At 64.9% G+C, this 25,215-nt stretch carries 19 protein-coding genes and 1 pseudogene; 10 read left to right on the forward strand and 10 right to left on the reverse strand.

Annotation, left to right across the window (positions count from 1 at the left end; translation table 11 throughout):
* Positions 1-201: 201 nt before the first annotated feature.
* Positions 202-1,233: an ABC transporter substrate-binding protein gene (locus XH93_RS40370; RefSeq protein WP_194471707.1), complete on the reverse strand. Its 1,032-nt coding sequence runs from the start codon at positions 1,231-1,233 to the stop codon at positions 202-204.
* A gap of 142 nt (positions 1,234-1,375) precedes the next feature.
* Here XH93_RS40370 and XH93_RS40375 point away from each other — a divergent pair, with 142 nt between their 5' ends.
* Complete coding sequence (locus XH93_RS40375) at positions 1,376-2,185, forward strand: creatininase family protein (protein WP_194471708.1); 810 nt, start codon at positions 1,376-1,378, stop codon at positions 2,183-2,185.
* 147 nt (positions 2,186-2,332) lie between these two features.
* Positions 2,333-2,602: a hypothetical protein gene (locus XH93_RS40380; RefSeq protein WP_194471709.1), complete on the forward strand. Its 270-nt coding sequence runs from the start codon at positions 2,333-2,335 to the stop codon at positions 2,600-2,602.
* Between the two features lie 121 nt (positions 2,603-2,723).
* Here the strand turns inward: XH93_RS40380 and XH93_RS40385 are convergent, their stop codons facing one another.
* Complete coding sequence (locus XH93_RS40385) at positions 2,724-2,996, reverse strand: metal-sensing transcriptional repressor (RefSeq protein WP_194471710.1); 273 nt, start codon at positions 2,994-2,996, stop codon at positions 2,724-2,726.
* A gap of 334 nt (positions 2,997-3,330) precedes the next feature.
* On the opposite strand from XH93_RS40385, the gene XH93_RS40390 reads away from it, so the two are divergent.
* From XH93_RS40390 to XH93_RS40405, 4 genes and pseudogenes are all read left to right on the forward strand, one after another.
* Positions 3,331-3,597 carry a hypothetical protein gene (locus XH93_RS40390; protein WP_194471711.1) on the forward strand — a complete coding sequence of 89 codons (267 nt, stop codon included), beginning with the start codon at positions 3,331-3,333 and terminating at the stop codon, positions 3,595-3,597.
* A gap of 174 nt (positions 3,598-3,771) precedes the next feature.
* Positions 3,772-5,416 (forward strand): annotated as a pseudogene (locus XH93_RS40395) (Nramp family divalent metal transporter).
* Between the two features lie 362 nt (positions 5,417-5,778).
* Positions 5,779-7,767, forward strand: coding sequence for a carbohydrate porin (locus tag XH93_RS40400; protein WP_194471712.1), 1,989 nt, complete (start codon positions 5,779-5,781; stop codon positions 7,765-7,767).
* A gap of 249 nt (positions 7,768-8,016) precedes the next feature.
* The gene (locus XH93_RS40405) at positions 8,017-9,477 is read left to right on the forward strand and encodes an FAD-dependent monooxygenase (protein ID WP_194471713.1); all 1,461 of its coding nucleotides are present in this window, start codon (positions 8,017-8,019) and stop codon (positions 9,475-9,477) included.
* Positions 9,478-9,690: 213 nt separating this feature from the next.
* Here the strand turns inward: XH93_RS40405 and XH93_RS40410 are convergent, their stop codons facing one another.
* From XH93_RS40410 to XH93_RS40420, 3 genes are all read right to left on the reverse strand, one after another.
* On the reverse strand, positions 9,691-11,316 hold the full coding sequence (locus XH93_RS40410; protein ID WP_194471714.1) for an FMN-binding glutamate synthase family protein: 1,626 nt from the start codon (positions 11,314-11,316) through the stop codon (positions 9,691-9,693).
* 381 nt (positions 11,317-11,697) lie between these two features.
* Entirely contained in the window at positions 11,698-12,567 is an 870-nt protein-coding gene (locus XH93_RS40415) for a patatin-like phospholipase family protein (RefSeq protein ID WP_194471715.1), read from the reverse strand.
* A gap of 365 nt (positions 12,568-12,932) precedes the next feature.
* Positions 12,933-13,706 carry a ferredoxin--NADP reductase gene (locus XH93_RS40420; RefSeq protein ID WP_194471716.1) on the reverse strand — a complete coding sequence of 258 codons (774 nt, stop codon included), beginning with the start codon at positions 13,704-13,706 and terminating at the stop codon, positions 12,933-12,935.
* Between the two features lie 298 nt (positions 13,707-14,004).
* Between XH93_RS40420 and XH93_RS40425 the strand changes: the two genes are divergently transcribed.
* On the forward strand, positions 14,005-14,949 hold the full coding sequence (locus XH93_RS40425) for a RimK-like protein (protein WP_194471717.1): 945 nt from the start codon (positions 14,005-14,007) through the stop codon (positions 14,947-14,949).
* Positions 14,950-15,421: 472 nt separating this feature from the next.
* Here XH93_RS40425 and XH93_RS40430 read toward each other — a convergent pair whose 3' ends face one another.
* A complete protein-coding gene (locus XH93_RS40430; protein WP_194471718.1) occupies positions 15,422-16,351 on the reverse strand; it encodes an amino acid ABC transporter substrate-binding protein in 930 nt (309 codons plus the stop codon).
* Positions 16,352-16,363: 12 nt separating this feature from the next.
* Positions 16,364-17,653 carry a dicarboxylate/amino acid:cation symporter gene (locus XH93_RS40435; RefSeq protein WP_194471719.1) on the reverse strand — a complete coding sequence of 430 codons (1,290 nt, stop codon included), beginning with the start codon at positions 17,651-17,653 and terminating at the stop codon, positions 16,364-16,366.
* A 217-nt stretch (positions 17,654-17,870) separates the two neighbouring features.
* Between XH93_RS40435 and XH93_RS40440 the strand changes: the two genes are divergently transcribed.
* The 3 genes from XH93_RS40440 (at position 17,871) to XH93_RS40450 (ending at position 22,527) form a co-directional block, all read left to right on the forward strand.
* Positions 17,871-18,872, forward strand: a complete 1,002-nt coding sequence (locus XH93_RS40440; protein ID WP_194471720.1) for an NADP-dependent oxidoreductase — start codon at positions 17,871-17,873, stop codon at positions 18,870-18,872.
* Between the two features lie 163 nt (positions 18,873-19,035).
* On the forward strand, positions 19,036-20,331 hold the full coding sequence (locus XH93_RS40445; RefSeq protein ID WP_194471721.1) for a YcaO-like family protein: 1,296 nt from the start codon (positions 19,036-19,038) through the stop codon (positions 20,329-20,331).
* A gap of 117 nt (positions 20,332-20,448) precedes the next feature.
* Entirely contained in the window at positions 20,449-22,527 is a 2,079-nt protein-coding gene (locus tag XH93_RS40450) for a BTAD domain-containing putative transcriptional regulator (RefSeq protein ID WP_194471722.1), read from the forward strand.
* 12 nt (positions 22,528-22,539) lie between these two features.
* Here XH93_RS40450 and XH93_RS40455 read toward each other — a convergent pair whose 3' ends face one another.
* The 3 genes from XH93_RS40455 to XH93_RS40465 all read right to left on the reverse strand — a co-directional run bounded on the left by XH93_RS40455 (position 22,540) and on the right by XH93_RS40465 (position 25,186).
* A complete protein-coding gene (locus XH93_RS40455) occupies positions 22,540-22,950 on the reverse strand; it encodes a hypothetical protein (RefSeq protein WP_139858436.1) in 411 nt (136 codons plus the stop codon).
* 77 nt (positions 22,951-23,027) lie between these two features.
* Positions 23,028-23,438, reverse strand: a complete 411-nt coding sequence (locus tag XH93_RS40460; RefSeq protein ID WP_139858438.1) for a hypothetical protein — start codon at positions 23,436-23,438, stop codon at positions 23,028-23,030.
* Between the two features lie 47 nt (positions 23,439-23,485).
* Positions 23,486-25,186 (reverse strand): peroxidase family protein, encoded by a 1,701-nt coding sequence (locus tag XH93_RS40465; protein WP_194471723.1) that lies wholly within the window; start codon positions 25,184-25,186, stop codon positions 23,486-23,488.
* Positions 25,187-25,215 lie beyond the last annotated feature (29 nt).

Below are 25,215 nucleotides of genomic sequence, written 5' to 3' on the forward strand. Positions count from 1 at the left end.
GACCGGATGTTGTTGAGCGCAGCCGCGCCGCGAGTTGCACCTCTCCCCATCGGGGAGAGGTCGCGCCGAAGGCGCGGGTGAGGGGGCGCAGGTCCCACGAGGGAGCGGAACCCCTCACCCGGATTGCATCTGGCGATGCAATCCGACCTCTCCCACAGGGGGAGAGGTGGACTGCCGGTGCCGAGGCAGATCGGACCATGCTCAGTTCTTCGGCCGCAGCTCGACGCCGACCGCCTTGTTGACGAAGCGCAGCGTGTAGCCCTGGCGATAGTCGATGGTGCTCTTGACCACGCCTGCACGCACCATCTTGTCGAAGAAACCAGCCATCCGCTCGTCGGTCATGGCGCCGATGCCGTTCTTGATGGAATCGCCGGAATCGACGATGCCGTGCTCGCGCATCTTGGCGACACAGTAGGCCAAGAGCTCGTCGTTCATGTCGGGGTTGAGCTTCTTGATCATGGCGTTGCCGGCGGAATTGTCGCCGTAGACGTAATGGTACCAGCCGACGATCGAGGCATCGACGAAGCGCTGCACGAGGTCCGGCTTCTTGTCGACGAGGTCGCGGCGGGTCTCGATCAGCGTCGAGTAGGAGTTGAAGCCGTAATCGGCGAGCAGCAGCACGTTCGGCTTGAAGCCGGCGGCCTTCTCCACCGCATAGGGCTCGGAGGTGACATAGCCCTGCATCGCGGTCTGCTTGTCGACGATGAAGGGCTGCGGGTTGAAGGTGTAGGGCTTCACCTTGCTTTCGCTGAAACCGTATTCGGATTTCAGCCATTGGAAGTAGCTGGTGATGCCCTCCTTGGAGATCAGCAGCGTCAGCGGCTTCAGGTCCTCGATCTTGGTGACCTTGACCTCGGGATGGGTCAAGAACACCTGCGGGTCCTTCTGGAACATGGCGGCGACGGCGACCAGCGGCACGTTGTTGGTGACGGCGTCAAAGGTCTGCAGCGAGTTCGCGCTCATGAAGAAATCGAGCTTGCCCGCGATCAGCAGCGTGCGGTTGTTGGCGTTGGGACCGCCCGGCACGATGGTGACGTCGAGGCCGTATTTCTGGTAGGTGCCGTCGGCGACCGCCTGGAAGAAGCCGCCATGCTCGCCCTCGGCCACCCAGTTGGTGCCGAACGAGACCTTGTCCAGGGTCTGCGCATGCGCCGCCAGTAGGGCACCTGAAGCGGAAATCGCGGCGGCCAGCAGGGCTGTGGTTAACGCTCGCGGCAAAAAGGCCGACATCATGGTTGGACTCCGTCGATCATTATGGCCCATGATGGAAGGCAGAGGACGTGGACCGCGCCCAAGGGCGCGGAACGCCCCCGTGATGGCTCAACAAACTACCCTGCAAATCCATCCAATGAAACGCTTGTAAACGTCTGGCTCGATGACTTCTTCGCTTCTGCCCCGTGACTGGACCGCCATCCGCTGGCCCGAGATGGCCGCAGCCGCCGCTTCGCGCTGGATTGCGGTGCTGCCGCTGGCCGCGACCGAGCAGCACGGGCCGCATCTGCCGCTTGGAACCGACGTCATGATCGGCGAGGCCTATCTTTCGCGGGTGCGAGAATTGTTGCCGGCGGCGATCCCGGCGACGTTCCTGCCGCTCCAGCCGGTCGGCATCTCGACCGAGCACATCGATTTTCCGGGCACGCTGACCTTGCCGACCAAGGCGGCGCTGACCAGCTGGATGGCGCTCGGCGCCAGCGTGGCGCGCGCCGGCGTCAAGAAGCTCGTGATGGTGACGAGCCATGGCGGCAACTCCGCCGCGATGTCGCTGGTGGCGCAGGATCTGCGCGCGCAGCACGGCATGCTGGTGGTGACCACGAACTGGTCGCGGTTCGGCACGCCCGACGGGCTGTTCGACACTGAGGAATTGCGCCACGGCATTCACGGCGGCGCGGTCGAGACGTCGATCATGCTGGCGCGCTATCCGCAGCACGTGCGCACCGATGCGATCGCGAACTTCACGCCGGCGAGCATCGAAATCGAAAAGCAGCACCGCCATCTGTCGACGCAGCGGCCGGCGCCATTCGCCTGGCAGGCGCAGGACCTGCACCCGAGCGGCGCGATCGGTGACGCCACCAAGGCTACGGCGGAGAAAGGTGAGAAGCTGCTCGAGCACGGCGCGCGCGCGTTCTGCGAGCTGCTCGACGATGTCGACAAATTCGACGTCGAAGCCACGCTCCGCGGTCGATAAAGCGGCCTTGTTTCGTTGTAAACGCCGCGACGAAACATTTCACGAAACCATATTTCCGCCTCACTCCTCGAACCGGAACCGGAACAGCTCCGTCCAACGGGCATGCGGGCCACACCGGCGCCGCGCTCAAACAGGATGGAGTATCCGATGTCGATCAAGACCAAATTCGCCGCCCTCGCCCTCACTGCGCTTGCCGTGACCGGCACCATCGCGACCACCACCTCGCAGGCCAATGCCAAGCCGCTCGGCTGGGGCTATGGCGTCGGCGCGGGCCTGGTCGGCGCCGCCATCGTCGGCAGCGCGATCGCCGCCAGCAACGACGGCTACTACTACAACGGCTATCGCCACTGCGGCTTCGTGCGCCAATACGACGTCTACGGCAACTACATCGGCCGCGTGCGCACCTGCTACTACTGATCGATACGGTATCTTCGGTTTGCGGATCCGGCGTTCGGCATGGGTCCTCATCCAGCCCATGTCGTACCCCGACCCGCCCGGCGATCCCCCCGGGCGGGTCATTTTTTGGACCGCGTGACGCTCAGAGATATTTTGCGACCAGCCTGAAGTCGCGCAGCACGGCGCGGCCCTTCGGGCCTGAGGCCTTCAGCGTCTCCTCCAGGCTGTGGCCGATGTGATCGTGGATCAGCGCCTTCTTGGCGCTCTCGATCGCGCTCTCCACCGCCTGCAATTGCTGCGCGATCTGGGCGCAGGGCCGGCCCTTTTCAATCATCTCGACAATGGTCTCGAGATGACCGCCGGCGCGCTTCAGGCGCCGGGCGATCGCTGTATGCGGGTGGTCGTCGTCGGGCATATGGCTCTCCTATCCTCCCCGGAGGATGATCCTGATCCTCCCCGGAGGATAGCAGATTCGGCTTGACAGCCTATATCGTGAGGCGTAGTGCGCGATTGACGGAAACTTCGTTCCGCACCGGGATTGTATCCCCGGACACGAACCAGACCACGAGCCAGCACAGAAGGCACATGGGCAGTAGCAACTCTGGCGACAGTATCCCGATGGGAGCACTGCCGCCGCAACACAGCAAGACTGATCGCGCAGGCTCCCGCTGCGTGGACAGGTGGTCGCCCCTCTTCTGACCGCCCGCTCCTCACCGGCCTGCCGCGACCAGCGGAAGTGGAGGTGAGCGATGTTCGAAAAGCTCGCAAAATTCCGGCCGTTCGAGCCGCGGCGTGTGCCGCGGGCGGCCACCCATTGCAATGACAACCTGCCGGGCGTTCGCCATCCGGCGCGGCGCCGGCGTCCAGCCCCGGCGCTGACCTGTCATTGGCTCCTGATCGGCGGCCATCTTGAATGCCGGTGGACCGTCGACGACAGCAGCGGTGATCTTCCGCAGCAGCGACGCGCGGGCCGGCGTCTTGACCCGCGCGCTCCAAAGATCGCAGCCAGCGCCTGAGGAGGCCGACATGGACGAAGGACCTAGTCGTCCCGTTGCGCGCCACTCAGGCGCGGCAACGGGATTCCCGCAACGCATGACATCTGGAAGTGCCGCTGCTCACGGCAGCGGAGGCGCGCGCGCATAGACCCGCTCCGCGTCCCCTCGCCGTGCCAAGCGGCGAGGAGACGCGATATGACCGAAACCTGCACCACCCGCACGGCCGTTCTCGACACCGCACATACCGGGGACATTCGTGGCGCGCTCGGCAGCATTGCCCGCGACGACACCGCGCCGCGCGCGACGTGGCTGGCGCGGCTGAAGACCCTGCTCGCCATCGTCGGCCCCGGCCTGATCGTGATGGTCGGCGACAATGACGCCGGCGCGTTCGGCACCTACACCCAGGCCGGACAGAATTACGGCACCACGCTGCTGTGGACGCTGCTGCTCTTGATCCCCGTGCTCTACGTCAACCAGGAGATGGTGGTGCGGTTAGGGGCCGTCACCGGCGTCGGCCATGCCCGGCTGATCTTCGCCCGGTTCGGAAAGTTCTGGGGCGCGTTCAGCGTCATCGACCTGCTGCTGCTCAACGCGCTGACCATCGTCACCGAGTTCATCGGCATCACGCTGGCGCTATCTTATCTCGGCGTCTCGCGGTTCTGGGGCGTGCTGGCCTCGGCGGCGATCGTGATGCTCGCGGTCTCGACCGGCGACTTCCGCCGCTTCGAGCGGTTCGGCATTGTGCTGGTCGCCGGCAGCCTGCTGCTGGTACCTGTGATCCTGCTGGTCCATCCGCCGGTCGGGCAGATCGCGGCTGATTTCCTCGTGCCGAAGATGCCGCAGGACGCGAGACTGAGCGACGTGATGCTGCTGATCGTCGCGATCGTCGGCACCACGGTGGCGCCGTGGCAGCTGTTCTTCCAGCAGAGCTACATCGTCGACAAGCGGATCACGCCACGCTTCATCCGCTATGAGCGGATCGATCTGTGCGTCGGCATCGCCCTCGTGGTGATCGGCGCGGTCGCGATGATCGCGTTCTGCGCCCAGGCGTTCGCCGGACGGCCCGAGTTCGGCAACTACACCGACGCGCTGGGCACCGCGGTGGGGCTGGAGAAATATGCCGGCAAATTGCCGGCGGTGCTGTTTGCGCTGGCGCTGCTCGATGCCTGCATCATCGGCGCGGCGGCGGTCTCGCTGGCGACGGCGTATGCGATCGGCGACGTGTTCGCGGTCAAGCACTCGCTGCACCGCAAGCCATCCGATGCGAAGGGTTTTTATGGCGTCTATTGCGGCCTGATCGTGCTCGCCGCGGTGCTGGTGCTGACGCCGGGCACGCCGCTCGGGCTGCTCACCAACGCGGTGCAGACGCTGGCCGGCGTGCTGCTGCCGAGCGCGACCGTGTTCCTGCTCTTGCTCTGCAACGACCGCCACATCCTCGGGCCTTGGGTGAATTCGACCCCGGCTGAACCTGTTCACCGGCGCGGTGGTCGCGGCGCTGGTGATGCTGTCGGTGATCCTGACCGCTGCGGTGCTGTATCCCGATCTCGGCGAGGCCTGGATCATCGGCATCCTCATTGGCGGCAGCGTGCTGGCGCTCGCGGTGACCGCGGCGGCGAAACTTTTCGAAGTATCGTCACGGCGCAATGCGCCGCGCCGCTTCACGCCGTCTCAACCAAAACTCGATCGCGATAGCTGGCGGATGCCGCCCCTTGACCGGCTGCCGCCGACCCGCCTCAGCCCGCTGAGCCGGATCTGGATGATCGTGCTGCGTGGTTATCTCGCCGTCGCCGCCGGCCTCGTGCTGCTGCGCATCGTCCAGCTCGCCACGGTGGAGGCGTGACCATGCCGGGGAAGAAATCGAGACCGCCGGCCATCAGGACAGGGATGAAGACCATGGCGACATCGATCGAGGCCGCGGCGGCCTGGCCAATGGCAGCGGCAAGGGCCGGCCATCGCGCGCTGTTGCATCGCTGTCATAGTGGCGTGCAAATCCGATGGGTAACCGGCTGCGCTCAGTTGCTATTGCGAATTACTTGCAATAAGAACCTGAGGATGATGGGTGCTGGCCTGGCCCTGCGGGGACAGGCGCGGATCGGACCGGGGACGGCGGGCGATGAGTTCAAATCTTGGGTGGCGAGGGGCCGCCAAATCTGCAGTGATGGCAGGCGAAACTGCCAACCGTTCGCGGAAAGACGCCGCGTCATGACCTGCATCCGCCTGTTCCGGGTCCAGATCGCCGCCGGCGCCGCGCTCGGCGCGGCCGCCTTCGGCACGCCGGCGGCCGCGGCCGACATGGCCCTCAAGTCGCCCGCCGCCCGCACCGTCTACAGCTGGACCGGCTTCTACGTCGGCGCCCATGTCGGCTATGGCGACGGCAGCCTCGGCCCCGGCACTAATCCGCTGCCCGAACAGGGTTTCCTGTTTCCACCGACGGTCACCGGCGGCATCGGCGGTTTCCAGGTCGGATACAACAAGGAATTCGCCAACCGCTTCGTGCTCGGCGTCGAGGCAGATGCGACCTTCACCAGCCCCACCGATATCCCGCGGCGCGTGCTCGCTCCGTTCAACTCGACGATCGATTACGCCGGAACGCTGCGCGGCCGCGTCGGCTACAGCTTCGGCAACTGGATGCCGTATCTGACCGGCGGCTTCGCCTGGGGCCACAGCCACGTCAAGGTCAACGACGCCGACGGCGCGGTGATCTCCGAGCCGGGCCAGTACCACACGGGCTGGACCGCCGGCGCCGGCGCCGAGTTCGCGCTGAGCGGCAATTGGACCGCCAAGGTCGAATACGAGTATGTCGACCTGCCGCGCAAGACGCTCGGCCTTGCCGAGTTCGGCATGCCCGGCGTCGCGATCGAGCCGCGGCTGCATCTTTTGAAATTCGGCCTCAACTACCAGCTCGGGGACTCGCCGTGGTCGGCGGCACCGGCGCGGACTGCGGTGCCGGAGTCCGATAACTGGAGCGTGCATGCGCAGACGACGCTGCTGCCGCAGACCTATCCATCATTCCGTGCGCCCTACACCGGCACCAACAGCCTTCCCGGTCCGGGGCAGACGCAGATGACCTGGACCACGACCGCATTCCTCGGCGTGCGGCTCTGGGACGGCGGCGAGTTCTACTTCAATCCGGAGACGGCGCAGGGCTTTGGCCTCAACGGCACGCTCGGCCTCGCCGGCTTCTCGAACGGCGAGGCGCAGAAGGCGGGCGCGCCGTACCCAAAAATCCGGCCGCAGCGCTACTACTTCAAGCAGACCTTCGGCCTCGGCGGCGAGCAGGAAGAGGTGGCCGACGGCCCCAACCAGATCGCCGGCAAGCGCGACATCGATCGCATCACGGTGGTGGTCGGCCGCTTCGCGGTCGGCGACTTCTTCGACGGCAATTCCTACGCCAAGGATCCGCGCGCCGACTTCATGAACTGGGCGATGTGGGCGTCGGCCGCCTACGACTTCCCGGCCGACCTGCCCGGCTACACCCGCGGCGCCGTGGTCGAGCTCAACCGCAAGGACTGGGCGGTGCGCGCCGGCCTGTTCCAGGTGCCGAACGCGCCAAACAGCGACGTTCTGGTCTACAACACCGGCGGCGCCGTGGTGGAATTCGAAGGCCGCTATTCGATCTTCGAGCAGCCCGGCAAATTGCGCGTCGGCATCTTCGGCAATCGCGGCAACTCCGGCAGTTATCGCCAGGCGCTCGCAATCGAGGACGCCAATCCGGGGCTCGACATCAACGACGTGATGGCCGGCATCCGCAAGGACAATCCGAAATACGGCTTCTATTTGAACGGCGAGCAGCAGATCGTGCAGGACGTCGGCCTGTTCGGCCGGCTCTCCTGGAACGACGGCCAGAACGAGATCCTGTCGTTCACCGACGTCGACCGCAGCGTCTCGGGCGGCCTGTCGATCAAGGGCGGCCGCTGGGGACGGCCGAACGACACCATCGGCATCGGCGGCGCGGTCAACGGCCTATCCGCCGCGCATCGCGACTTCCTCGCCGCCGGCGGCCTTGGCCTTCTGATCGGCGACGGCGCGCTGAACTACAGCCCGGAGCGGATCTTTGAGACCTACTACGCCTATCAGGTGAACAAGAACCTGACGCTGACCGCGGACTATCAGTTCATCACCAACCCCGCCTACAACGCCGATCGCGGCCCGGTGCACATTTTCTCGGGCCGCGTGCACGGGGAGTTTTAGGCGGGCTCTCTCCCGCGTCGTTCCGGACGCGCATCACACACGGTCATTGCGAGCGCAGCGAAGCAATCCATGGCTCCGCACACGCCGAAGCAATGGATTGCTTGCGCTTCGCTTCTCACAATGACGGCTGGAACGGGATCGGGCAGAAAAGCCCCTCTCCCCACTTAGATATATGTAGACCCCCCGGGCTTGCCGCAAGCCCGGCGTGATCCCGTAGAACGCGCGCCCAATCGGACGGAGGAGTGCGGGATGCGGGAACATGCAGTGGTGATTGCCGGCGGCGGTCCGACCGGGCTGATGCTGGCGGGCGAACTGGCGCTGGCTGATATCGACGTTGCGATCGTCGAGCGGCGCGCCAGCCAGGAACTGGTTGGTTCGCGCGCGGGCGGGCTGCATGCGCGCACCATCGAGGTGCTCGACCAGCGCGGCATCGCCGAGCGGTTCGTCGCGCAGGGAACGCGCCATCCGGTCGTCCACGTCCACCCGGTGCCACTGGATTTCAGCGGCCTTCCGACCCGGCACAATTACACGCTCGCGCTGTGGCAGAACCATATCGAGCGCATTTTAGCCGAGTGGGTCGGCGAGCTGAACGTGCCGATCTATCGCGCGCGCGACGTGACCAGCTTCACCCAGGACGAGGGCGGCGTCGATGTCGCGCTGTCGGACGGCGCGGTGCTGCGGGCGCAGTATCTCGTCGGCTGCGACGGCGGCCGCAGCCTGGTGCGCAAGGCGGCCGGCATCGATTTCCCCGGCTTCGATCCGACCACGAGCTGGCTGATCGCGGAAGCCCAGATGTCCGAGGAGCCGGCATTGGGATTCCGCTACGACGCGATCGGCATCCACGGCATCGGCAAGATGGAGGACGGGCGCGGCGTGCGGCTGGTGTTGACCGAGCCGCAGCTCGGATCCGGCGAGCCCGGCTTGAGCGACCTGAGCGAAACGCTGATCGCGATCTACGGCACCGACTACGGGATCAACAGTCCCGCCTGGATCTCGCGGTTCACTGACATGACCCGCCAGGCCGCGAGCTATCGCGAACGCCGTGTCCTGCTGGCCGGCGATGCCGCGCATGTGCATCCTCCCATGGGTGGGCAGGGCCTCAATATCGGCGTGCAGGACGCGGTCAATCTCGGCTGGAAGCTGGCCCAGGTGGTCAAGGGCATTTCGCCGGACGGCCTGCTCGACAGCTACCATGCCGAGCGCCATCCGGTCGGCATGCGGGTGTTGCGTCACACGATGGCGCAGGTCGCGCTGCGCCGTACCGACGACCGCAGCAAGGCGCTGAACGAGTTCGTGTCCGAACTCGTCAGCATGGATGAGCCGCGCCAGCGCGTCGTCGCGGCAACGTCCGGGCTCGACGTTCGTTACGATTTCGGCGAGGGACATCCGCTGCTCGGACGCCGCATGCCCGATCTCGACCTGGTGCTTGCCGATGGGGAGGTGCGGGTGTTCGCCTTGCTGCAGGAGGCGCGGCCGGTGCTGATCAATTTTGCCGAACGTTGCAGCATCGACATCGCGGGATGGAGCGACCGCATTCAAGTGATCGATGCCCGCTATCGCGGCGCCTGGGAGCTTCCGGTCGTCGGCGCGGTCGCGGCGCCCAGCGCCGTGCTGGTTCGACCGGACGGCCATGTAGCGTGGGTGGGCGAGCAGACACAGGCGGGACTGACCGAGGCGCTGACCCAATGGTTCGGCGCGCCGCGACTTTGACGGTAAGCGTAGCCCGGATGGCGCGAAGCGTGATCCAGGGCAGAACGATCCACGGAGAGACTGTCCCCGGATTTCGCTGCGCTTCATCCGGGCTACATGCTTTTCGCCGTCATTGCGAGCGAAGCGAAGCAATCCATCGTTCCGCATACGCGGAAGCAATGGATTGCTTCGTCGCTTCGCTCCTCGCAATGACGGTGCGGATACGAGCGCCCCCTATCCCGCCGGCTGGAACGAATCCGCGCGCGCCATGGCCCAGGCGTCGCGGTAGCGCGGGTCTTGCGTGCCTTCGAGCAGTTCGCCCGGCCGCAGCGCCGGATAGAGCTGCGCGAAGGAGCGGACGTCGGTGGTCGAGGTGCGCTGCGAGAAGTGGATCGGCCGCAAATCCCGGGTGTGCTCGAGGCCGGCGGCGGCGAGCAGCTCGGTCAGCGCGTGCAGGGTCGAGTGGTGGTAGTTGTACACGCGCTCGATCTTGTCCGGCACATAGAGCGCGCGGTTGCGCGACGGATCCTGGGTGGTGACGCCGGTCGGGCAGCGGTCGGTGTGGCAGCTGAGCGACTGGATGCAGCCGAGCGAGAACATGAAGCCGCGCGCCGAATTGCACCAGTCGGCGCCGATCGCCATCGCGCGCGCCATGTCGAAGGCGGTCGCGATCTTGCCGGAGGCGCCGATCTTGATGCGGTCGCGCGCGCCGATGCCGACCAGCGCGTTGTGGACGAAATTGACGCCCTCGCGCATCGGCATGCCCAAATGATCCATGAACTCGAGCGGCGCGGCGCCGGTGCCGCCCTCATTGCCGTCGACCACGATGAAGTCGGGATAGAGCCCGCTCTCCTTCATCGCCTTGCAGATCGCCAGAAACTCCCAGGGATGGCCGATGCACATCTTGAAGCCGGCCGGCTTTCCGCCGGACAGCTTTCGCATGTTGGCGACGAACGCCATCATCTGCAGCGGGGTCGAGAACGCCTTGTGATAGGCCGGCGAGATGCAGTCCTCGCCCATCGGCACGCCGCGGATCTTGGAGATCTCCTCGGAGACCTTGGCCGCCGGCAGCACGCCGCCATGGCCGGGCTTGGCGCCCTGGCTGATCTTGAGCTCGACCATCTTGATCTGGTCCTCGCCGGCGATGCGCGCGAACTCGTCGGGGTTGAAGCTGCCGTCGCGGTTGCGGCAGCCGAAATAGCCGGAGCCGACCTCCCAGATGATGTCGCCGCCCATCTCGCGGTGATAGGGGCTGACGCCGCCCTCGCCGGTGTCATGGGCAAAGCCGCCCTTCTTGGCGCCGGCGTTCAGCGCCCGCACCGCGTTCGGGCTGAGCGCGCCAAAGCTCATCGCCGAGATGTTGAACACCGAGGCCGAATACGGCTTGGTGCAGTCCGGGCCGCCGATGGTGATGCGGAATTTCTCGTCGGCATGCGGCTTGGGCGCCACCGAATGGTGCATCCACTCGTAGCCCTCGCGGTAGACATCCTCCTGGGTGCCGAACGGCCGCTTGTCGAGCACCATCTTGGCGCGCTGATAGACCACCGCGCGAGTGTCGCGCGAGAACGGCATGCCGTCCTTCTCGCTCTCGAAGAAATACTGCCGCATCTCCGGGCGGATTTCCTCGAGCAGGAAGCGGACATGCGCCGAGATCGGGTAGTTGCGCAACACCGCGTGGCCCTTTTGCGTGAGGTCGCGGATGCCGAGCAGCGTCAGGGCGCCGAAGATGACAAGCGGGATCAGGACGATCTTGAAGACTTTCGGATCGAAAATTCCAACCAGCAGCAGGAGCGCGGTGATGACGGCGCAGATCGTCAGCACGATGAAGCGCGGCGAAAACGGAAGCAGCATCGTTTCCATAAGTCCCTCAACCAATTGGCATGGCCGTTTGTTTGGCCGTGAGCCTAATCCAACTTAGCGAGCCAGCGCCACACGTTATATCCGCCCGGCAGTCACGGATGTGACAACCGCCCGAATGGGCGGGTGCCGCGGTCGTAGTCGGCGGACCGGCTGGCGGGAGGTGCTTTTGCGGTGCAACGAAGGGAGCCGCGGCGCGCGCTGTAACTCCCTCTCCCCGTTCTTACGGGGAGAGGGTTGGGGTGAGGGGCCGCCTCCGCAGTAACTCTGGCAGATGGATCGCGGAGGCTCCCCCTCACCCGGATCGCATTGGCATGCGATCCGGCCTCTCCCCGCAGGCGGGGAGAGGCGAAGCGAAGCGCGCCTCGGCAAAGCATTTCGGCCTCAATGATCGTGCGGCTGCAGTTCGTGCGGGATGTGGCCCGCTTTCAGCGCATCGCTCTCGATCCAGGCATTGGTGGTGGCGAGCGCGCGGGCGATATGGTCCGAGGTCCGGGAGAAATCATAGGGCGAGCCGACCAGCGGACAGAGCGGCGGCACCACGAAATACTCGACGCCGTCGCCGAGATTCTCGAGCTCGTTGACGAGCTGCCGCGCGATCAAGAGCGTCAGCGCATGCAGCGCGTTGGCGAGCGCGCCGACCGGCGGCTCCTGGTTGGCGCAGGCATGTCCGGTCGGCAGCACGATCAGGCGTTTTGCACCGTGCTTGACGGCGACGCGGACCGGCGTGTTGCTGGAGATCGCGCCGTCGGCCAGGAAATGATCGCGGTAGCGCACCGGCGTGAAGGCGCCGGGGATCGCGGTCGACGCGACGATCGCTTCGGCGGTGGAGCCTTCCGACAGCACCACACTGTCGCCGGTGATGATGTCGGTGGTGACGATGTGCACCGGGATGCGGGCGTCCTCGAGATTGCGGAACGGGATGTGGTCGTCGATCAGCTTGCGGATGCCGTCATGCGGGATCAGGAAATCGCGCCGCCACAGAAAGCTTGCCAGCGTTCGCCAGGTCACCGGAAACACGTCATGCCGGTTCAGGCCGCGCCAGATTTTTGCCAGCCGCGCCACGCCTGCAACCGTGGGGTCGCTGGCATAGAAGGCGCCGTTCAGCGCGCCGACGCTGGAGCCGACCACGAAATCCGCGGCGATGCCATGCGCGGCCAACGCCTGCAGCATACCGACCTGCACCGCGCCAAAACTGCCGCCGCCGGCGAACACAAAGGCGGTCTTCGGTGGATCGGGTTCGGTGATGGACAAGTTGCTTGCTCCCAGCCGCCGCGGATTTATAGCAGCGGGAATGGTACGCGCCACACAAGTGGAAATGAACCGCCAGCCGCAACGGGACTGCGCTCCCTCTCCCGCTTGCGGGAGGGCTGGGGTGGGGGTCTCGCCACCAGCGAGACTCCCTTCATGGAGAAAACCCCCACCCGCCACGCTACGCGTGTCGGCCTCCCCCGCAAGCGGGAGAGGCGAACGGAGCTCGCCGCGAATGGCTTCTCACAAATGCAAAAGGCTGGAGCCTGATGTGGCCCAGCCTTCGCAAAACAGAGAGCGGTGGTTATGGGTCCCCGGCCCCGTGCGCAATTGCGCACTAGGCCGGGACGATAACTTATTATCGTTACTCAGCGCTCGACGAACGCCTTCTCGATCACGAAGTGGCCGGGCGTGTTGCCGCTGCCTTCCTTGAAGCCGCGGGTCTCGAACAGCTGCTTCAGCTCTTCCAGCATCGCCGGGCTGCCGCACATCATGATGCGGTCGGTCTCGATGTCGAGCGGGCCCTGATGCAGGTCCGAGAACAGCTGGTTGGAGGTGATGAGGTCGGTGATGCGGCCGCGATTGCGGAACGGCTCGCGCGTCACCGTCGGATAATACGAGAGCTTCTCGGACAGCATCGGCCCGAACAGCTCGTCGTCGCGCAGCTTCGCCACCAGCTCCTCGCCATAGGCGAGCTCGGAGACCTGGCGGCAGCCATGCACCAGCACGATCTGGTCGTAGCGATCATAGACCTCGGGGTCCTTGATCAGGCTGGCGAACGGCGCGAGCCCGGTGCCGGTCGACAGCAGCATCAGCCGCTTGCCGGGAATGAGGTTGTCGGTGATCAGCGTGCCGGTCGCCTTGCGGCCGACCAGGATGGTGTCGCCCTCGCGGATCTTCTGCAGCTTCGAGGTCAGCGGGCCGTCCTGCACCTTGATCGAGAAGAACTCGAGCTCTTCCTCGTGATTGGCGCTCGCCATCGAATAGGCGCGCAGCAGCGGCCGGCCGTCAACCTCGAGGCCGATCATGGCAAACTGGCCGTTCTGGAAGCGGAAACCGGAATCGCGGGTAGCCCGGAAGCTGAAAAGCGTATCGGTCCAGTGCTGAACGGAAAGAACCTTCTCTCGATAGAACGCGCTCATGTGTTTTCGTTTTCTCGATTGACCAGACTTAGAATGGTTTGATTTTTAGGCTGCCTCGGACGGCGCAGAAGTGCCCGAAATCACTGAAGATCTCGCGTGTCCATCGCGCCGATGCATGAGATAGTCAAGATCGACTGGCGTGCAATTGCGATCTCAGAATGGCAGTCGTTCGAATCCGCAGAGAGGTTCAACCCACGACATCGTTAACGTGTCGTGACGGGCGTAATATACTTGCTGGGATCGCCGCCAATCCGGCAAATAATTGCTACGCGAGGCGCGGCGAAGGGAAAATCATTCAGTGGTCCTGATCAGCCAGCGAATCTTCCTGGAAACCATCAAAAAATATTGTCTCGCGCGCGAGATCGCGGTCGAGATGCGGTCCGGCGGCTGGCTGGTGATCATGCGGCGGGGCACCGAGCGGCGGCTCGCGATCGGCTATGACGTCGGGCTCAACAGCGCGGTGGCGCATCAGGTGGCAAGCGACAAGGCGGCCTGCGCCGAGGTGCTGGCCTCGGCCGGTATCGACGCGATCCCGCACACGCTGTTTCTCGGCGCCAAGCACAGCGTGCACATTCCGGGATCGGGCTCGATCGACGCGATGGCGCAGCTGCTCGACGCGCATCCGCGCGGCCTCGTGGTCAAGCCCAACGAGGGCACCTCCGGCGAGCTGGTGACCCGCGTCACCACGCGGCCGCAGCTGGAGACGGCGGTCGCGCGCATCTTTGCCGAGTACCGCGCGCTGGCGATCTCACCCTATGTCGCGATCGAGGACGAGGTCCGCGTGGTGCTGCTCGATGAACGCGCGCTAATCGTCTACGGCAAGACGCGCCCATCCGTCATCGGCGACGGCGTGCATTCGCTGCGCGAGCTGGCGCAGCAGGCGGCAACGGCGCAGCAGCTCAAGACCATGGCCGAGGATTTTTCCGCGGCCGAGCTCGACGCAATCCCGGCGGCAGCAGAGCGATGCATGATCAACTGGCGGCACAACCTCGATGCCGGCGCGGCGCCGGTGCTGCTGAGCGGTGGCGAGACGCACGACGCCTGCGCCGCGCTCGCGGTCGAAGCCGCCCGGGCGGTCGGCATCCGCTTCGCCTCGATCGATGTCGTGCGTGTCGATAGCGCCTGGAAGATCCTCGAGGTGAACTCGGGGGTGAAGATGGAAGCGCTCGGGAAGCAGCATCCGGAGCTGGTCGAGGCAGCGTATGCGGCGGCGCTGGACGCGGTGTTCGCCGAAGAGCCGTAGGCAGAGCGCTTCCCAACGTCGTCGTCCCGGCGAAGCTATCAACCCGTCATCCTGAGAGGGTGTGAAGCTTTCTCCTCACCCACCGGTGTCATCGCCCGGCCTGTGCGCAATTGCGCACATGGACCGGGCGATCCAGTACGCCGCGGCCTCTCGCTTCTATCACCGGCGTCTCTGGAATACTGGATCACCCGGTCAAGCCGGGTGATGACACCGAGCAAGCTGAGCAAACAACACCGTCATCCCTGCGCAAAGGCTTCGCCTTTGTCGCTGGAGGTGCGAGCTCTTGCGAGCCTCGAAGGATCGACGGCCACCAGCGGGGCCGATTCATCCTTCGAGGCTCGCCGAAGGGCTCGCACCTCTAGCGACAAACGCGGAGCGTTTGCGCGGGGATGACGGGGTGGGGTGTGCAACAGACATGGTGTCGTCCCGGCGAAAGCCGGGACGACGGTGGTGTTTGCCGCGCGACCGGAGGCTACTGGGTCTCGTCGAGCACCTTGAACGCTTCCTCGAGCTGCGGCGAGATGGCGACGTTGAGCTTTTCGCCGGTCGGTAGGCGGGCGATGAACCACTTGTTGTAGAGCGGGACGATGTCGCGGTTGGAGGCAAGGCGGCGGAAGGCGCGCTCCACCACATCCTTCATCTGCTTCTCGCCCTTGCGGTACATGATGCCGTAGGGATCGTAGGACAAATAGTCGCCAGTGACGCGGAACTTGTCCTGCGACTTGTGCCGCGCGATCAGGCCGTAGAGCAGGATGTCGTCGGTCGCGAACGCGTCCGCCTTGCCGTCAACCAGCATCTGGTAGGACTGCTCGTGGTCGGGCGAGGTGACGACGTTCAGCCCGAGCGACTGCTTGGCGTTGACGTTGTTGATCGCCTGCTCGTTGGTGGTGCCCTTGGTCACCACCACGGTCTTGCCCTTCAGGTCGGCGATCTGCGTGACGCCCGAGGCCTTCGGCACCATCAGCTTGGTGCCGGCCACGAATATCAGCGGCGAGAACGCCACCTGCTTGGCGCGCTCGGAATTCGCCGTGGTCGATCCGCATTCGAGGTCGATCTTGTTCTGCACGACGGCCGGAATCCGGTCGTCGGAGGTGACCTTGACGTAATCGACCTTGAGGTTGGCGTCGTCGACCTCGGTCCCGATCTCCTCGACGATCGCATCGCACAGCTCGAGGCTGTAGCCGATCGGCCGGTTGGAATGATCGAGGAACGAGAACGGCGGCGAACTCTCGCGATAGCCGATCCGCACCGTGTGCGTGGCCTTGATGTTGGCGAGCGTGGGGCTGAGCCCCTCGCCCGCGGTTTGCGCCGACGCCGGGGCCGCCAGCACGCCTGCAAGCAGCAGGCATGCTGACAGAATCCGGCATTCAGCCCGTATCGGCCTCCAGCGGACGAGATGCATGCATCCCTCCCATCAGTGCGCCGGCACAGCGTCGCCGGCCACGGCGTCGGAAGGCACGGCGTCGTCGGGGCCGAGCTCATGCTCGGCCTTCAGCTCGCCCTCCCACTTGGCGACCACCGCGGTCGCCAGCGAGTTGCCGATCACGTTGGTGGCGCTGCGGCCCATGTCGAGGAAGGTGTCGATGCCCATGATCATCAACAGGCCCGCCTCGGGGATGCCGAACTGCGCCAATGTCGAGGCGATCACCACCAGCGAGGCACGCGGCACGCCCGCGACGCCCTTCGAGGTGATCATCAGGGTCGCCAGCATCGCGAGCTGGGTGCCGAGCGACATCTCGATATGGTAGGTCTGCGCGATGAAGACGCTCGCGAAGGTGCAGTACATCATGGTGCCGTCGAGGTTGAAGGAATAACCGAGCGGCAGCACGAAGGCCGAGATCCGCGACGAGGCGCCGAACCGGTTCAGCCCCTCCAGCGTCTTCGGATAGGCCGCCTCCGACGAGGCGGTCGAGAACGCGATCATCAGCGGCTCGCGGATCAGCCGCAACAGATGGCTGTAGCGCGGCCCGATCACGACGAAGCCGACCACGACCAGGATCGCCCACAGGATCAGCAGCGACAGGTAGAAGCCGCCCATGAACACGACGAGCTTCCAGAGCACGCCGAGGCCGTTCTTGGAGACGGTGGCCATGATCGCCGCCCACACCGCGAGCGGGGCGAACAGCATCACGTAGCCGGTGACCTTGAGCATGATGTGGGCGAGATCGTCGATCAGGCCCATGATCGGCTTCGCGCGTTCCGGCATGGCGCCGAGCGCCACCGCGAAGAACACCGCGAACACCACGATCTGCAGGATCTCGTTCTGCGCCATCGCATCCGCGATCGAGGTCGGGATCAGATGGGTCAGGAATTTTTCGATCGAGAATGCCGACACCGGCAGGCCGGTAGCCTGGCCCTGTTCGGGCAGCGTGCCGGGGAAGTTGGCGCCGGGCTGCAGCAGGTTGACCATCACGAGGCCGAGCAGCAGCGAGACGAAGGAGGCGGAAACGAACCAGCCCATGGTCTTGGCGAAGACGCGCCCGAGCTTGGAGCCGCTGCCCATATGGGCGATGCCGCCGACCAGGGTCGCGAACACCAGCGGCGCGATGATCATCTTGATCAGGCGCAGAAACAACATCGCGATCAGGTTGACGTCGGCTGCGATCGTGGCACGGCTGTCGGGAAAGTAGTTGAAGACGATCGTCCCCATCACGATGCCTAGCGCCATCGCAATCAGGATGTACTGCGTAAACCTGCTGGACATTTCTTACCCCCGTAAGTTCCCGGCAAAGGATAAGTGTGGCAGATTTACGCAGCTACGCAACACGCTTCGCGCCGGGACGGGACTTTGCCGGAACGTTTCCGTTGTGGAATGCCAGCGCGCGGACTAGCGTTCATGCAGCGCACAATCTGTGCAGCGAGCTGCGTACCACGCAGTCAATTGCGCTCAGAACGATCAAACGCGAGGGGAGACATTCGCCATGAACGACACCGTCAATCGCCAGATCCTGCTAGTTGAAAAGCCGACCGGCAAGCTTGGGCCCGAGCATTTCCGCCTGGTGAGCGGCGCGATCCCCGAGCCGAAGGACGGCGAGGCGCTGGTGCGCACCCGCCTGATCTCGCTCGACGCCGCCAACCGCGCCTGGATGCACGGCGCGACCTATCGCGCCGCGGTCGAAGCCAACACCGTGATGGCCGGCGGCGGCATCGCCGAGGTGGTGACGTCGAAGGATCCCGCGCTGAAGCCGGGTGACCTGGTGTTCGGCGACACCGGCTGGCAGGACTATGCCGCGGTGCCGGCCCGGCACCTTGCCAAGGTGCCGAAGCTGGAGCCGATGACGCATCTGCTCAGCGTGTTCGGCATCGCCGGGCTGACCGCCTATTTCGGCCTGCTCCATGTCGGCAAGCCGAAAGAGGGCGAGACCGTGGTGGTGTCGGCGGCTGCCGGCTCGGTCGGCTCGATCGTCGGCCAGATCGCCAAGCTCAAGGGCTGCCGCGTGGTCGGCATTGCCGGCGGCAAGGACAAGTGCGATTGGCTGACCAGCGAGCTCGGCTTCGATGCCGCGGTCGACTACAAGGACGGCGCCACCTACAAGGCGCTGCGCGCGGCGGCGCCCAAGGGCATCGACGTCTATTTCGACAATGTCGGCGGCGACATCCTCGAAGCCTGCCTGGCGCAGATGAACAACCGCGGCCGCATCGCCTGCTGCGGCGCGATCTCGCAATATGACGGCGTCCCCTCCGCGCACGGCCCGCGCGGTGTGCCCGGCCTAATCGTGGTGAAGCGGCTGGTGATGCAGGGCTTCATCGTGATGGACTACATGGACCAGCGCGACGCGGCGCTGGCCGAGCTGCAAGGCTGGGTCGCCTCCGGCAAGCTCAAGGTGCAGGAAGACGTGATCGACGGCATCGAAAACACGCCGCAGGCGCTGATCGGGCTGCTCGCCGGCGAGAACCGCGGCAAGCGGATGGTGAAGGTGTAGCGCCCGCCGCGGCCCAGCCGGGCGTTTTGGCGCATTGCAGCCGGTGATGCGGTCGGCTTGACTGCATGGCTGGACGGGCCAACGCTGAGGACTCATTCGAGATGGCTCCTCGGCTCCGTGGTCGGCTGCTCGTCTCGAGAGGCCAATCGGGACCGGTGCAGCTATGACAGAGCAGTCAGTTCGTCCGGCATTCATGGAAGTCGACCTCGCCTCGCCGCAGGGGCTGGCCCTTCAAGGCACCGTCACCAATCGGTTTGGACCGGACATGACGCGCGCCGCATCCCTCGCTCGGCGGATGTTCATGCTCCGATCTCCTTGGGCGCCCGCACTTCGCTTCATGGGAGCGGAAACCACCGCCGAGGACATCGGCGATGGTGTGCCGCCGGTCGTGTACAGCCTCAGCGGATCCGGAGAGCGGCTGGAAGATGCGTTCGTCGCCTGTGTCGGAGAAGGCATCGATCGGCTGGCACAAATTGCACGTCCCGACGATATTCATTGCGTCGGAACGCTGGCGGAGCTCGCGCCCCGGGTGCCGCCCGCCTTGGCGATGGCCGTCTCGGATGATTTGGCCGATCAGGGGCTTCCTCAGACAACCGAACTTGCATGGATGCGCGGCCGCCGCCTCGGCGCTGCCGGGGAGCGGACTGATGACGTGCTGGTCCCGGCGGACTGGACGGTGCGACGCGCCGCCGTCGAGCAACGGCTGCGACCACGCAGCGAGCTCAGCGTCGGTGTCGCCGCCGGCCCGAGCTTCGAATGGGCGGCCACACGCGCCGCTCTGGAACTCATCGAGCGCGATGCGGCGAGCCTGTGGTGGATCGGCGGCCGGCCCGGCAGATCCCTGCCGCTCGACGGCGCAGCAATGCGCGAAGCGGTCCGCCTCCTGGAATTCCTCCGGCAGCAAACCCAAGCTCGCGTTTCATGGCTGCTCGACATCACGACCGACCTCGAAATTCCCGTGATTGCCGCGCTTTCGTGCAACCGCCGTGGCCGGCAGCTCGCTTATGGTCTGGCGGCTCGACTGACCCTGGAAGAGGCGGCTCGCGCCGCAATCCTCGAGCTTTGCCAGACCGAGCTCGCCATACAGCTCGCGGAGCTGAAGCGCGCCGAAGCCGGCCAGGACTCGCTCGCAGCATCCGAACTTGCCCATCTCGAACGGGACGCGGCCATCGATGCCGGCCAATGCGACCTCCTGCATCCGCGCGGCCTATCGACGACACAGGATCGGACGGCAGGCGACAAACCATTCCACGTCCTGGCGCAGGCGATGAGCGTGTCCGGAATCGAGACGATCCTGATCGACATGACGCGTCCCCGGTTCGGCATTCCGGTCGTGCGGGCAATCGCCCCGGCGCTCCAACTTCTGCCTTCGTCAAATGTGACAGAACGTCTCAAACGTGCCTGCGACGACTACGGAGGAGGCGATCGCTACACGGGAGGGCTTGCACTGATAGGCTGAGCTGAATCGATGGAAGGCAATTCGGTAGTATGATATCTAGCCGACAATTCGTTGTCATATCGCGGCAATTTTGTGGAGCCGCCAGTTGTGATTAGCGCGAGCGGAATAGGTGGCGGGATGAAAGATCCCCCGCTCTCAATCAATTTGCTCGGCAAGCTGACGCTGTCCGTTGGCGAACACGAGATCGAATCCCTCAGCCGCAAGACCAAAGCGCTGCTTGGGTACCTGGCACTCACCGAGTCGCGAGAAGAGAGCCGCGAACGACTGATCGGTCTGTTTTGGAGCGAATCCCCCGAGGAGCGTGCGCGCGCCTCGCTGCGGCAGGCGCTGCACGAGATCAGAAACGCGCTCGCGCCGTCCCGCTTCGAGGGACTGCACGCGGACAAGCTCGTTGTCGCGCTCGACCGCACCCGGATCAAGGTGGATCTGGTCGACGCGCTGAGGGATGCGCTGGCCGGAACTCCGCACCCGCAGTTGCTGACGCAGCAGAACCTGGTCGACGACATCTTCGGCGAGGTCGAGAGCAGCGACCCCGCATTTCAGACCTGGGTATCGGCCAAGCGGCAAACCATTCGCGATCAACTCATTCGCCATCTGGAGACCGCGCTGCGCGATGAGATCACCATTACTGCGAAAGGCCGCGATATCGCCGCCGCGATCATCAATCTGGATCAGACCCACGAGGAAGCCTGCCGTTATCTGATTCGCGGGCATGTTGCAGACGGCGCGATCGGCAGCGCGCTCAAGGTCTACAAGAATCTCTGGGACCTGCTCGAGGCCGAGTACGACGTCGAGCCGACGCAGCAGACGCAAGACCTGATCGCTGAGGTCAAGGCAGCGCTGCCGTTCAGCGGAGCGCCGTCCGGTCTCGAAGCTCCCGGCGGTCCCGCGCCATTGCCCGCGACGCGCATCATCGCGAGCCCGCCACCCAGCCCGCCCGCGGGACTGAGCGTGGACCAGCAATTGGCCGCGCGCGACGCCCGGCTGATTCTTTCAGTCGGATCGTTCACCCTGTCGGGCAGCGAGCTGAAGCGCGACTACCTGGCCCAGGGCTTTCGACGCGAACTGATCGCCTGCCTCGTGCGATTTCGCGAATGGCATATCAGGGATTGGGCGGGCGCCCCGGCGAGTCCCACGCCCAGTACTCAAGCGGACGAGTTCGTGCTCGACGCCAGTGGATTCGAGAGCCGCAAGGCGGTTCACCTGGTGCTGACCCTGCGTGACGGCATCAACGGGACCTATCTCTGGAGCGAGAGTCTCTCGCTGACGCTGGAGAACTGGCACCAGTCCCAGCAAAACCTGGTGCGCCGCATCGCATCGACGCTCAACGTTCACGTTTCGGCGGAGCGCTTGAACCGCGTCATGAGCCGGCAACTCGTCGACCTGAAAGCTTATGACATCTGGCTGTTCGGACAGGCGACCCTGCTCGGCTTCGATGTCAAGCGATGGGACAGGGCGGCGGAACTGTTCCGGCAGGTCGTGCAGCTGATGCCGGATTTTGCGCCGGCCTTTTCGAGCCTCGCGCAACTCAACAACTCCTATCACATCGTCAAGCCCGGCACGCCGCGCGACGCCAACCGGACCTTGCAGGCCCTCGCCTATGCGCAGGAAGCGGCGCGGCTGGATCCGCTCGATTCGCGCAGCCAGCTGTGCCTCGGCTGGTCGCACGCGATGGCACGGCACTACGAGCAGGCGATGATCTACATTCCGCTGGCGCATGAGCTCAACCACAACGACCCGTGGACCCTGGTATCCGCCGCCAATTGCTATGCGTTCTGCGGCCGCGACGCCGAAGCCCGCGACATCGTCGATTCGATGTTGAAGCGAATGGCGACCGTCGCGCCCAGTGCCTTGCAATGGGCGTATCACACCGCGGTGCGGTTCATGATCAAGGACTACGAAGGCTGTGTCTCAGCCGCGGATTTCGCCGGCGATCTCAATGCAAACGTGCCAGGCTTCAAGGCGGCCGCGCTATATCACCTCGGACGCCACGACGAGGCGCGCGCCGAACTCGATCACTTCTTCAACGTCGTTCGCGAGCGTTGGTCGTCCGCGGAGCCCGCGACCCCCGCCACCATGACCCGCTGGCTTCTCTATCTGTTCCCGATCGCAAGCGCAGAAAGCTGGGCCCGCCTGCGCGACGGCATCGCCGGCGCCGGCGCGCCGGTCGATGGTCTCAGCCATCACGGGTGGTAGCCCGCGACGATCCTAGCCGCAGTTTCGCACCGAATAGTCGCCGATCCGGGCCGCATGCAGCTCCAAGCGCCGAGCCTCGTCCATCGCGGGAAGCGGCGCGGCGAAGAAGTCCTCGTAGAATTGCGGCATCGGATAGAGCGCATCCGCGCCGCGCAATAGCGCCTCGGTCTCTTCGATCATCGATTTGGGCGGAAGCTTGATGACCGCCGTCTCTCCGCTGTACTGGATGATTTCCAGGCCGACCATTCCGTCCGGAAACGTGATGGTAAGCCCGATCTCGGCGGCTTGCGCCAGCAACTCGTCGCGCGTCCGCGGTATCGGCGGAGCCGGCCTGGTCGGTGCAATGTAGTTATTGCCGGTCGCCCATGATTTGACCAGCTTGCCCCACAGGACGTCGTCGCTGATCTCCAGACTAGTACCCATGATCTCCTCCATCTCGATTGCGGTCGTTACGCGTCCGGTCCGGCGAGCACATGGCGCGCAGGACGGACCGCAAGATTTCATCCGCAGTTTCTGATCGAGTAGTCGCCGATGCGCGCGGCATGGAGATTGAAGAGATCCTCGGTGGACATTGCGGGCAGCGGGGATTCGAAGAACTGTTCATAGAATGGCGGCATTGGATAGACCGCGCCCGGCTGACGCAACTGGGCTTCCGTCTCCTCCACCATCGCCTTGGGCGGCAGCTTCACCACGGCCGTCTGGGGGCTGTACTGAATGACCGCCAGGCCGACCATGCCGTCGGGAAAAACGATGTCGACGCCGACGCCGCTCGCCGTCCTTACCAGTTCGTCGAGGGTCCGCGGAATCGGGATCGGCTGCCCGGCCGCATCGAAGTAGTTCCGCCCGGTGGCCCAGGACTTCACCAACTTGCCCCAACGGACGTCATCGCTGATTTTCAAGGTCGTGCCCATATCCATACTCCTTTGCTGCAAATCCCTTTAAGTCGCAGGTCGGCTCACTACCCCTGATGCAAGAGCCCATGCGCGTTCATGAACACCAGGAGGTCTTCAAAACTCTGCATTTCCGATATGACGGAAAACGCCTTTTCATCGACGCCGAGCTTCCGGAATTCTCCCGTCTGGTCTTTCAGTAGCCGCATCGGGTCCAGGACAAACGGGCCTTTGCCGAGCGGCGACTTCACCATCGCGCCGATGATCGCCTCGGCGATGATGATCGAGCCGAGCGGACCGAGCCGCTGGCCGTCGTGCTTGATGTCCGCTTCGAACAGAACGAAGAACGGAAGCGGCGGATCGTCGACGATGGCCGCGATGTCGCCCGCCTCGAATTGTTCGGAGACCCCCTTCGGATCCGCGGTTTCGTTCAACCAGGCGGTCAGTTTTGCAGCGTATTCCCGCTGATAGGTCGGAAGGAAATTGGCGAGCTCGGGGTTCTTTGACCGCAAGGCGTCGATCAGCTTGGGAGCGGACCATATTCGCGCGTAGACGGCACTGACCAGGTCACGATTTGGCAATCCGGGCCCATCGCTCGAAAGCAGCAGCGGCGGAAAGTAGAATTCGCTGCGTGCAAGCGAGGAGAAGTCGGGGCGCAGCCGGCGGCTCAAATTGGCGGGTTTCTTGCCGTTGATTTCGAAGAACTGCTCCCATCTGACGATCCACTCCTTGCTCAGCGGCACGAACTGCGGCGCGCGCCGTGAGCTGAACTGCATGGCGCGCGTGGCCGGGATCGGCGTGTCGTCGCGAACGCGATAGCTGTTGCGCGTCATGGCGTGGCCGCAGCGGAAGGCACCATGCGAGAATTCGACAGGGACGCCCGCATCCGGGTCGCAGACCAGCTTGCCGCTGTTGATATCCGGCAGGAAGTAATAGCGATACACCGAGGGATCCAGCAGCCGGTACATCACGTCCTTGACGATGATCCGCCGGTACAGAAGCGTCAGAATGAAGCGGGCGCAGATCAAATTGCGATAGGCGTCCGATGCGGTTTTTGCCGGCGTGGCGCTGTTCAGCTGATCGAGAATGAAGTTGTGCATGCGATGGAACAGCAGCGTCACTTGCGCGATCAGCGCGTGATCGTCGTTGCGAGCATCGGCGACGAGGGCCTCGGTGCGCAGACACTCCGGATTGCCGGGGCTGGAGTCGAGGCCGCTGTCCTGGACCTCGACCGGCATCGCGCGTCCGATATCGGCAAACGGCATCTTTTCGTCCGGATGGACACGGTCCTGCGCGCGGCCGCAGCGCATCTTGGTTCGCGGCATCAGCCCGCGCGAGTGCACGCACTGCGCGCTGTACTCGTATACCTGAGGGCTCACATCCGGGCCGCCGCCATAGATCGTGTCGAGCGTCAGCGGCTGCTGCCTTGCGTTCTGAAAACCGAACCGCCGCCCCGCGGTCGCCGCCAGGGAGATCGACGTGTTGACCATGTCGTGGGCAATGAACTGCAGCAGGTAGGTGTATCCGGACGGGATGTTGGGGTTGTCCTCGCTGCGGCCCGGGCGATCCGAACGAAGCGTCTCGCGGCTGATGCGCGCCGCCAGCCTGCGCATCAGTTTTCGCAATTCCGCGGGCTCCTTGCCGGCGCCGAACATCGAATCGTCGGTCAACGCGAGCAAATTCTGCGTACCGCTGAGGTCAGCGTCGACGGCGAGCCTTGTCACGCCGTCGACGAGTTCAGGAATGGTCGAGAGGCTAATTCCGTGCACGGGCGCATCTCCCCTGGTTTGCGACCTGT

This window comes from Bradyrhizobium sp. CCBAU 51753 (assembly GCF_015291565.1).
GTDB lineage: Bacteria > Pseudomonadota > Alphaproteobacteria > Rhizobiales > Xanthobacteraceae > Bradyrhizobium > Bradyrhizobium ivorense.

What these genes read in the sequence shown, in the direction of transcription:
- XH93_RS40450 (WP_194471722.1), top strand. Translation starts at nt 20,449, where the DNA reads ATGAAAGATCCCCCGCTCTCAATCAATTTGCTCGGCAAGCTGACGCTG.
- XH93_RS40420 (WP_194471716.1), bottom strand. Translation starts at nt 13,706, where the DNA reads ATGAGCGCGTTCTATCGAGAGAAGGTTCTTTCCGTTCAGCACTGGACC.
- XH93_RS40460 (WP_139858438.1), bottom strand. Translation starts at nt 23,438, where the DNA reads ATGGGCACGACCTTGAAAATCAGCGATGACGTCCGTTGGGGCAAGTTG.
- XH93_RS40455 (WP_139858436.1), bottom strand. Translation starts at nt 22,950, where the DNA reads ATGGGTACTAGTCTGGAGATCAGCGACGACGTCCTGTGGGGCAAGCTG.
- XH93_RS40435 (WP_194471719.1), bottom strand. Translation starts at nt 17,653, where the DNA reads ATGTCCAGCAGGTTTACGCAGTACATCCTGATTGCGATGGCGCTAGGC.
- XH93_RS40385 (WP_194471710.1), bottom strand. Translation starts at nt 2,996, where the DNA reads ATGCCCGACGACGACCACCCGCATACAGCGATCGCCCGGCGCCTGAAG.
- XH93_RS40445 (WP_194471721.1), top strand. Translation starts at nt 19,036, where the DNA reads ATGACAGAGCAGTCAGTTCGTCCGGCATTCATGGAAGTCGACCTCGCC.
- XH93_RS40430 (WP_194471718.1), bottom strand. Translation starts at nt 16,351, where the DNA reads ATGCATCTCGTCCGCTGGAGGCCGATACGGGCTGAATGCCGGATTCTG.
- XH93_RS40380 (WP_194471709.1), top strand. Translation starts at nt 2,333, where the DNA reads ATGTCGATCAAGACCAAATTCGCCGCCCTCGCCCTCACTGCGCTTGCC.
- XH93_RS40440 (WP_194471720.1), top strand. Translation starts at nt 17,871, where the DNA reads ATGAACGACACCGTCAATCGCCAGATCCTGCTAGTTGAAAAGCCGACC.
- XH93_RS40375 (WP_194471708.1), top strand. Translation starts at nt 1,376, where the DNA reads ATGACTTCTTCGCTTCTGCCCCGTGACTGGACCGCCATCCGCTGGCCC.
- XH93_RS40410 (WP_194471714.1), bottom strand. Translation starts at nt 11,316, where the DNA reads ATGGAAACGATGCTGCTTCCGTTTTCGCCGCGCTTCATCGTGCTGACG.
- XH93_RS40405 (WP_194471713.1), top strand. Translation starts at nt 8,017, where the DNA reads ATGCGGGAACATGCAGTGGTGATTGCCGGCGGCGGTCCGACCGGGCTG.
- XH93_RS40370 (WP_194471707.1), bottom strand. Translation starts at nt 1,233, where the DNA reads ATGATGTCGGCCTTTTTGCCGCGAGCGTTAACCACAGCCCTGCTGGCC.
- XH93_RS40390 (WP_194471711.1), top strand. Translation starts at nt 3,331, where the DNA reads ATGTTCGAAAAGCTCGCAAAATTCCGGCCGTTCGAGCCGCGGCGTGTG.
- XH93_RS40400 (WP_194471712.1), top strand. Translation starts at nt 5,779, where the DNA reads ATGACCTGCATCCGCCTGTTCCGGGTCCAGATCGCCGCCGGCGCCGCG.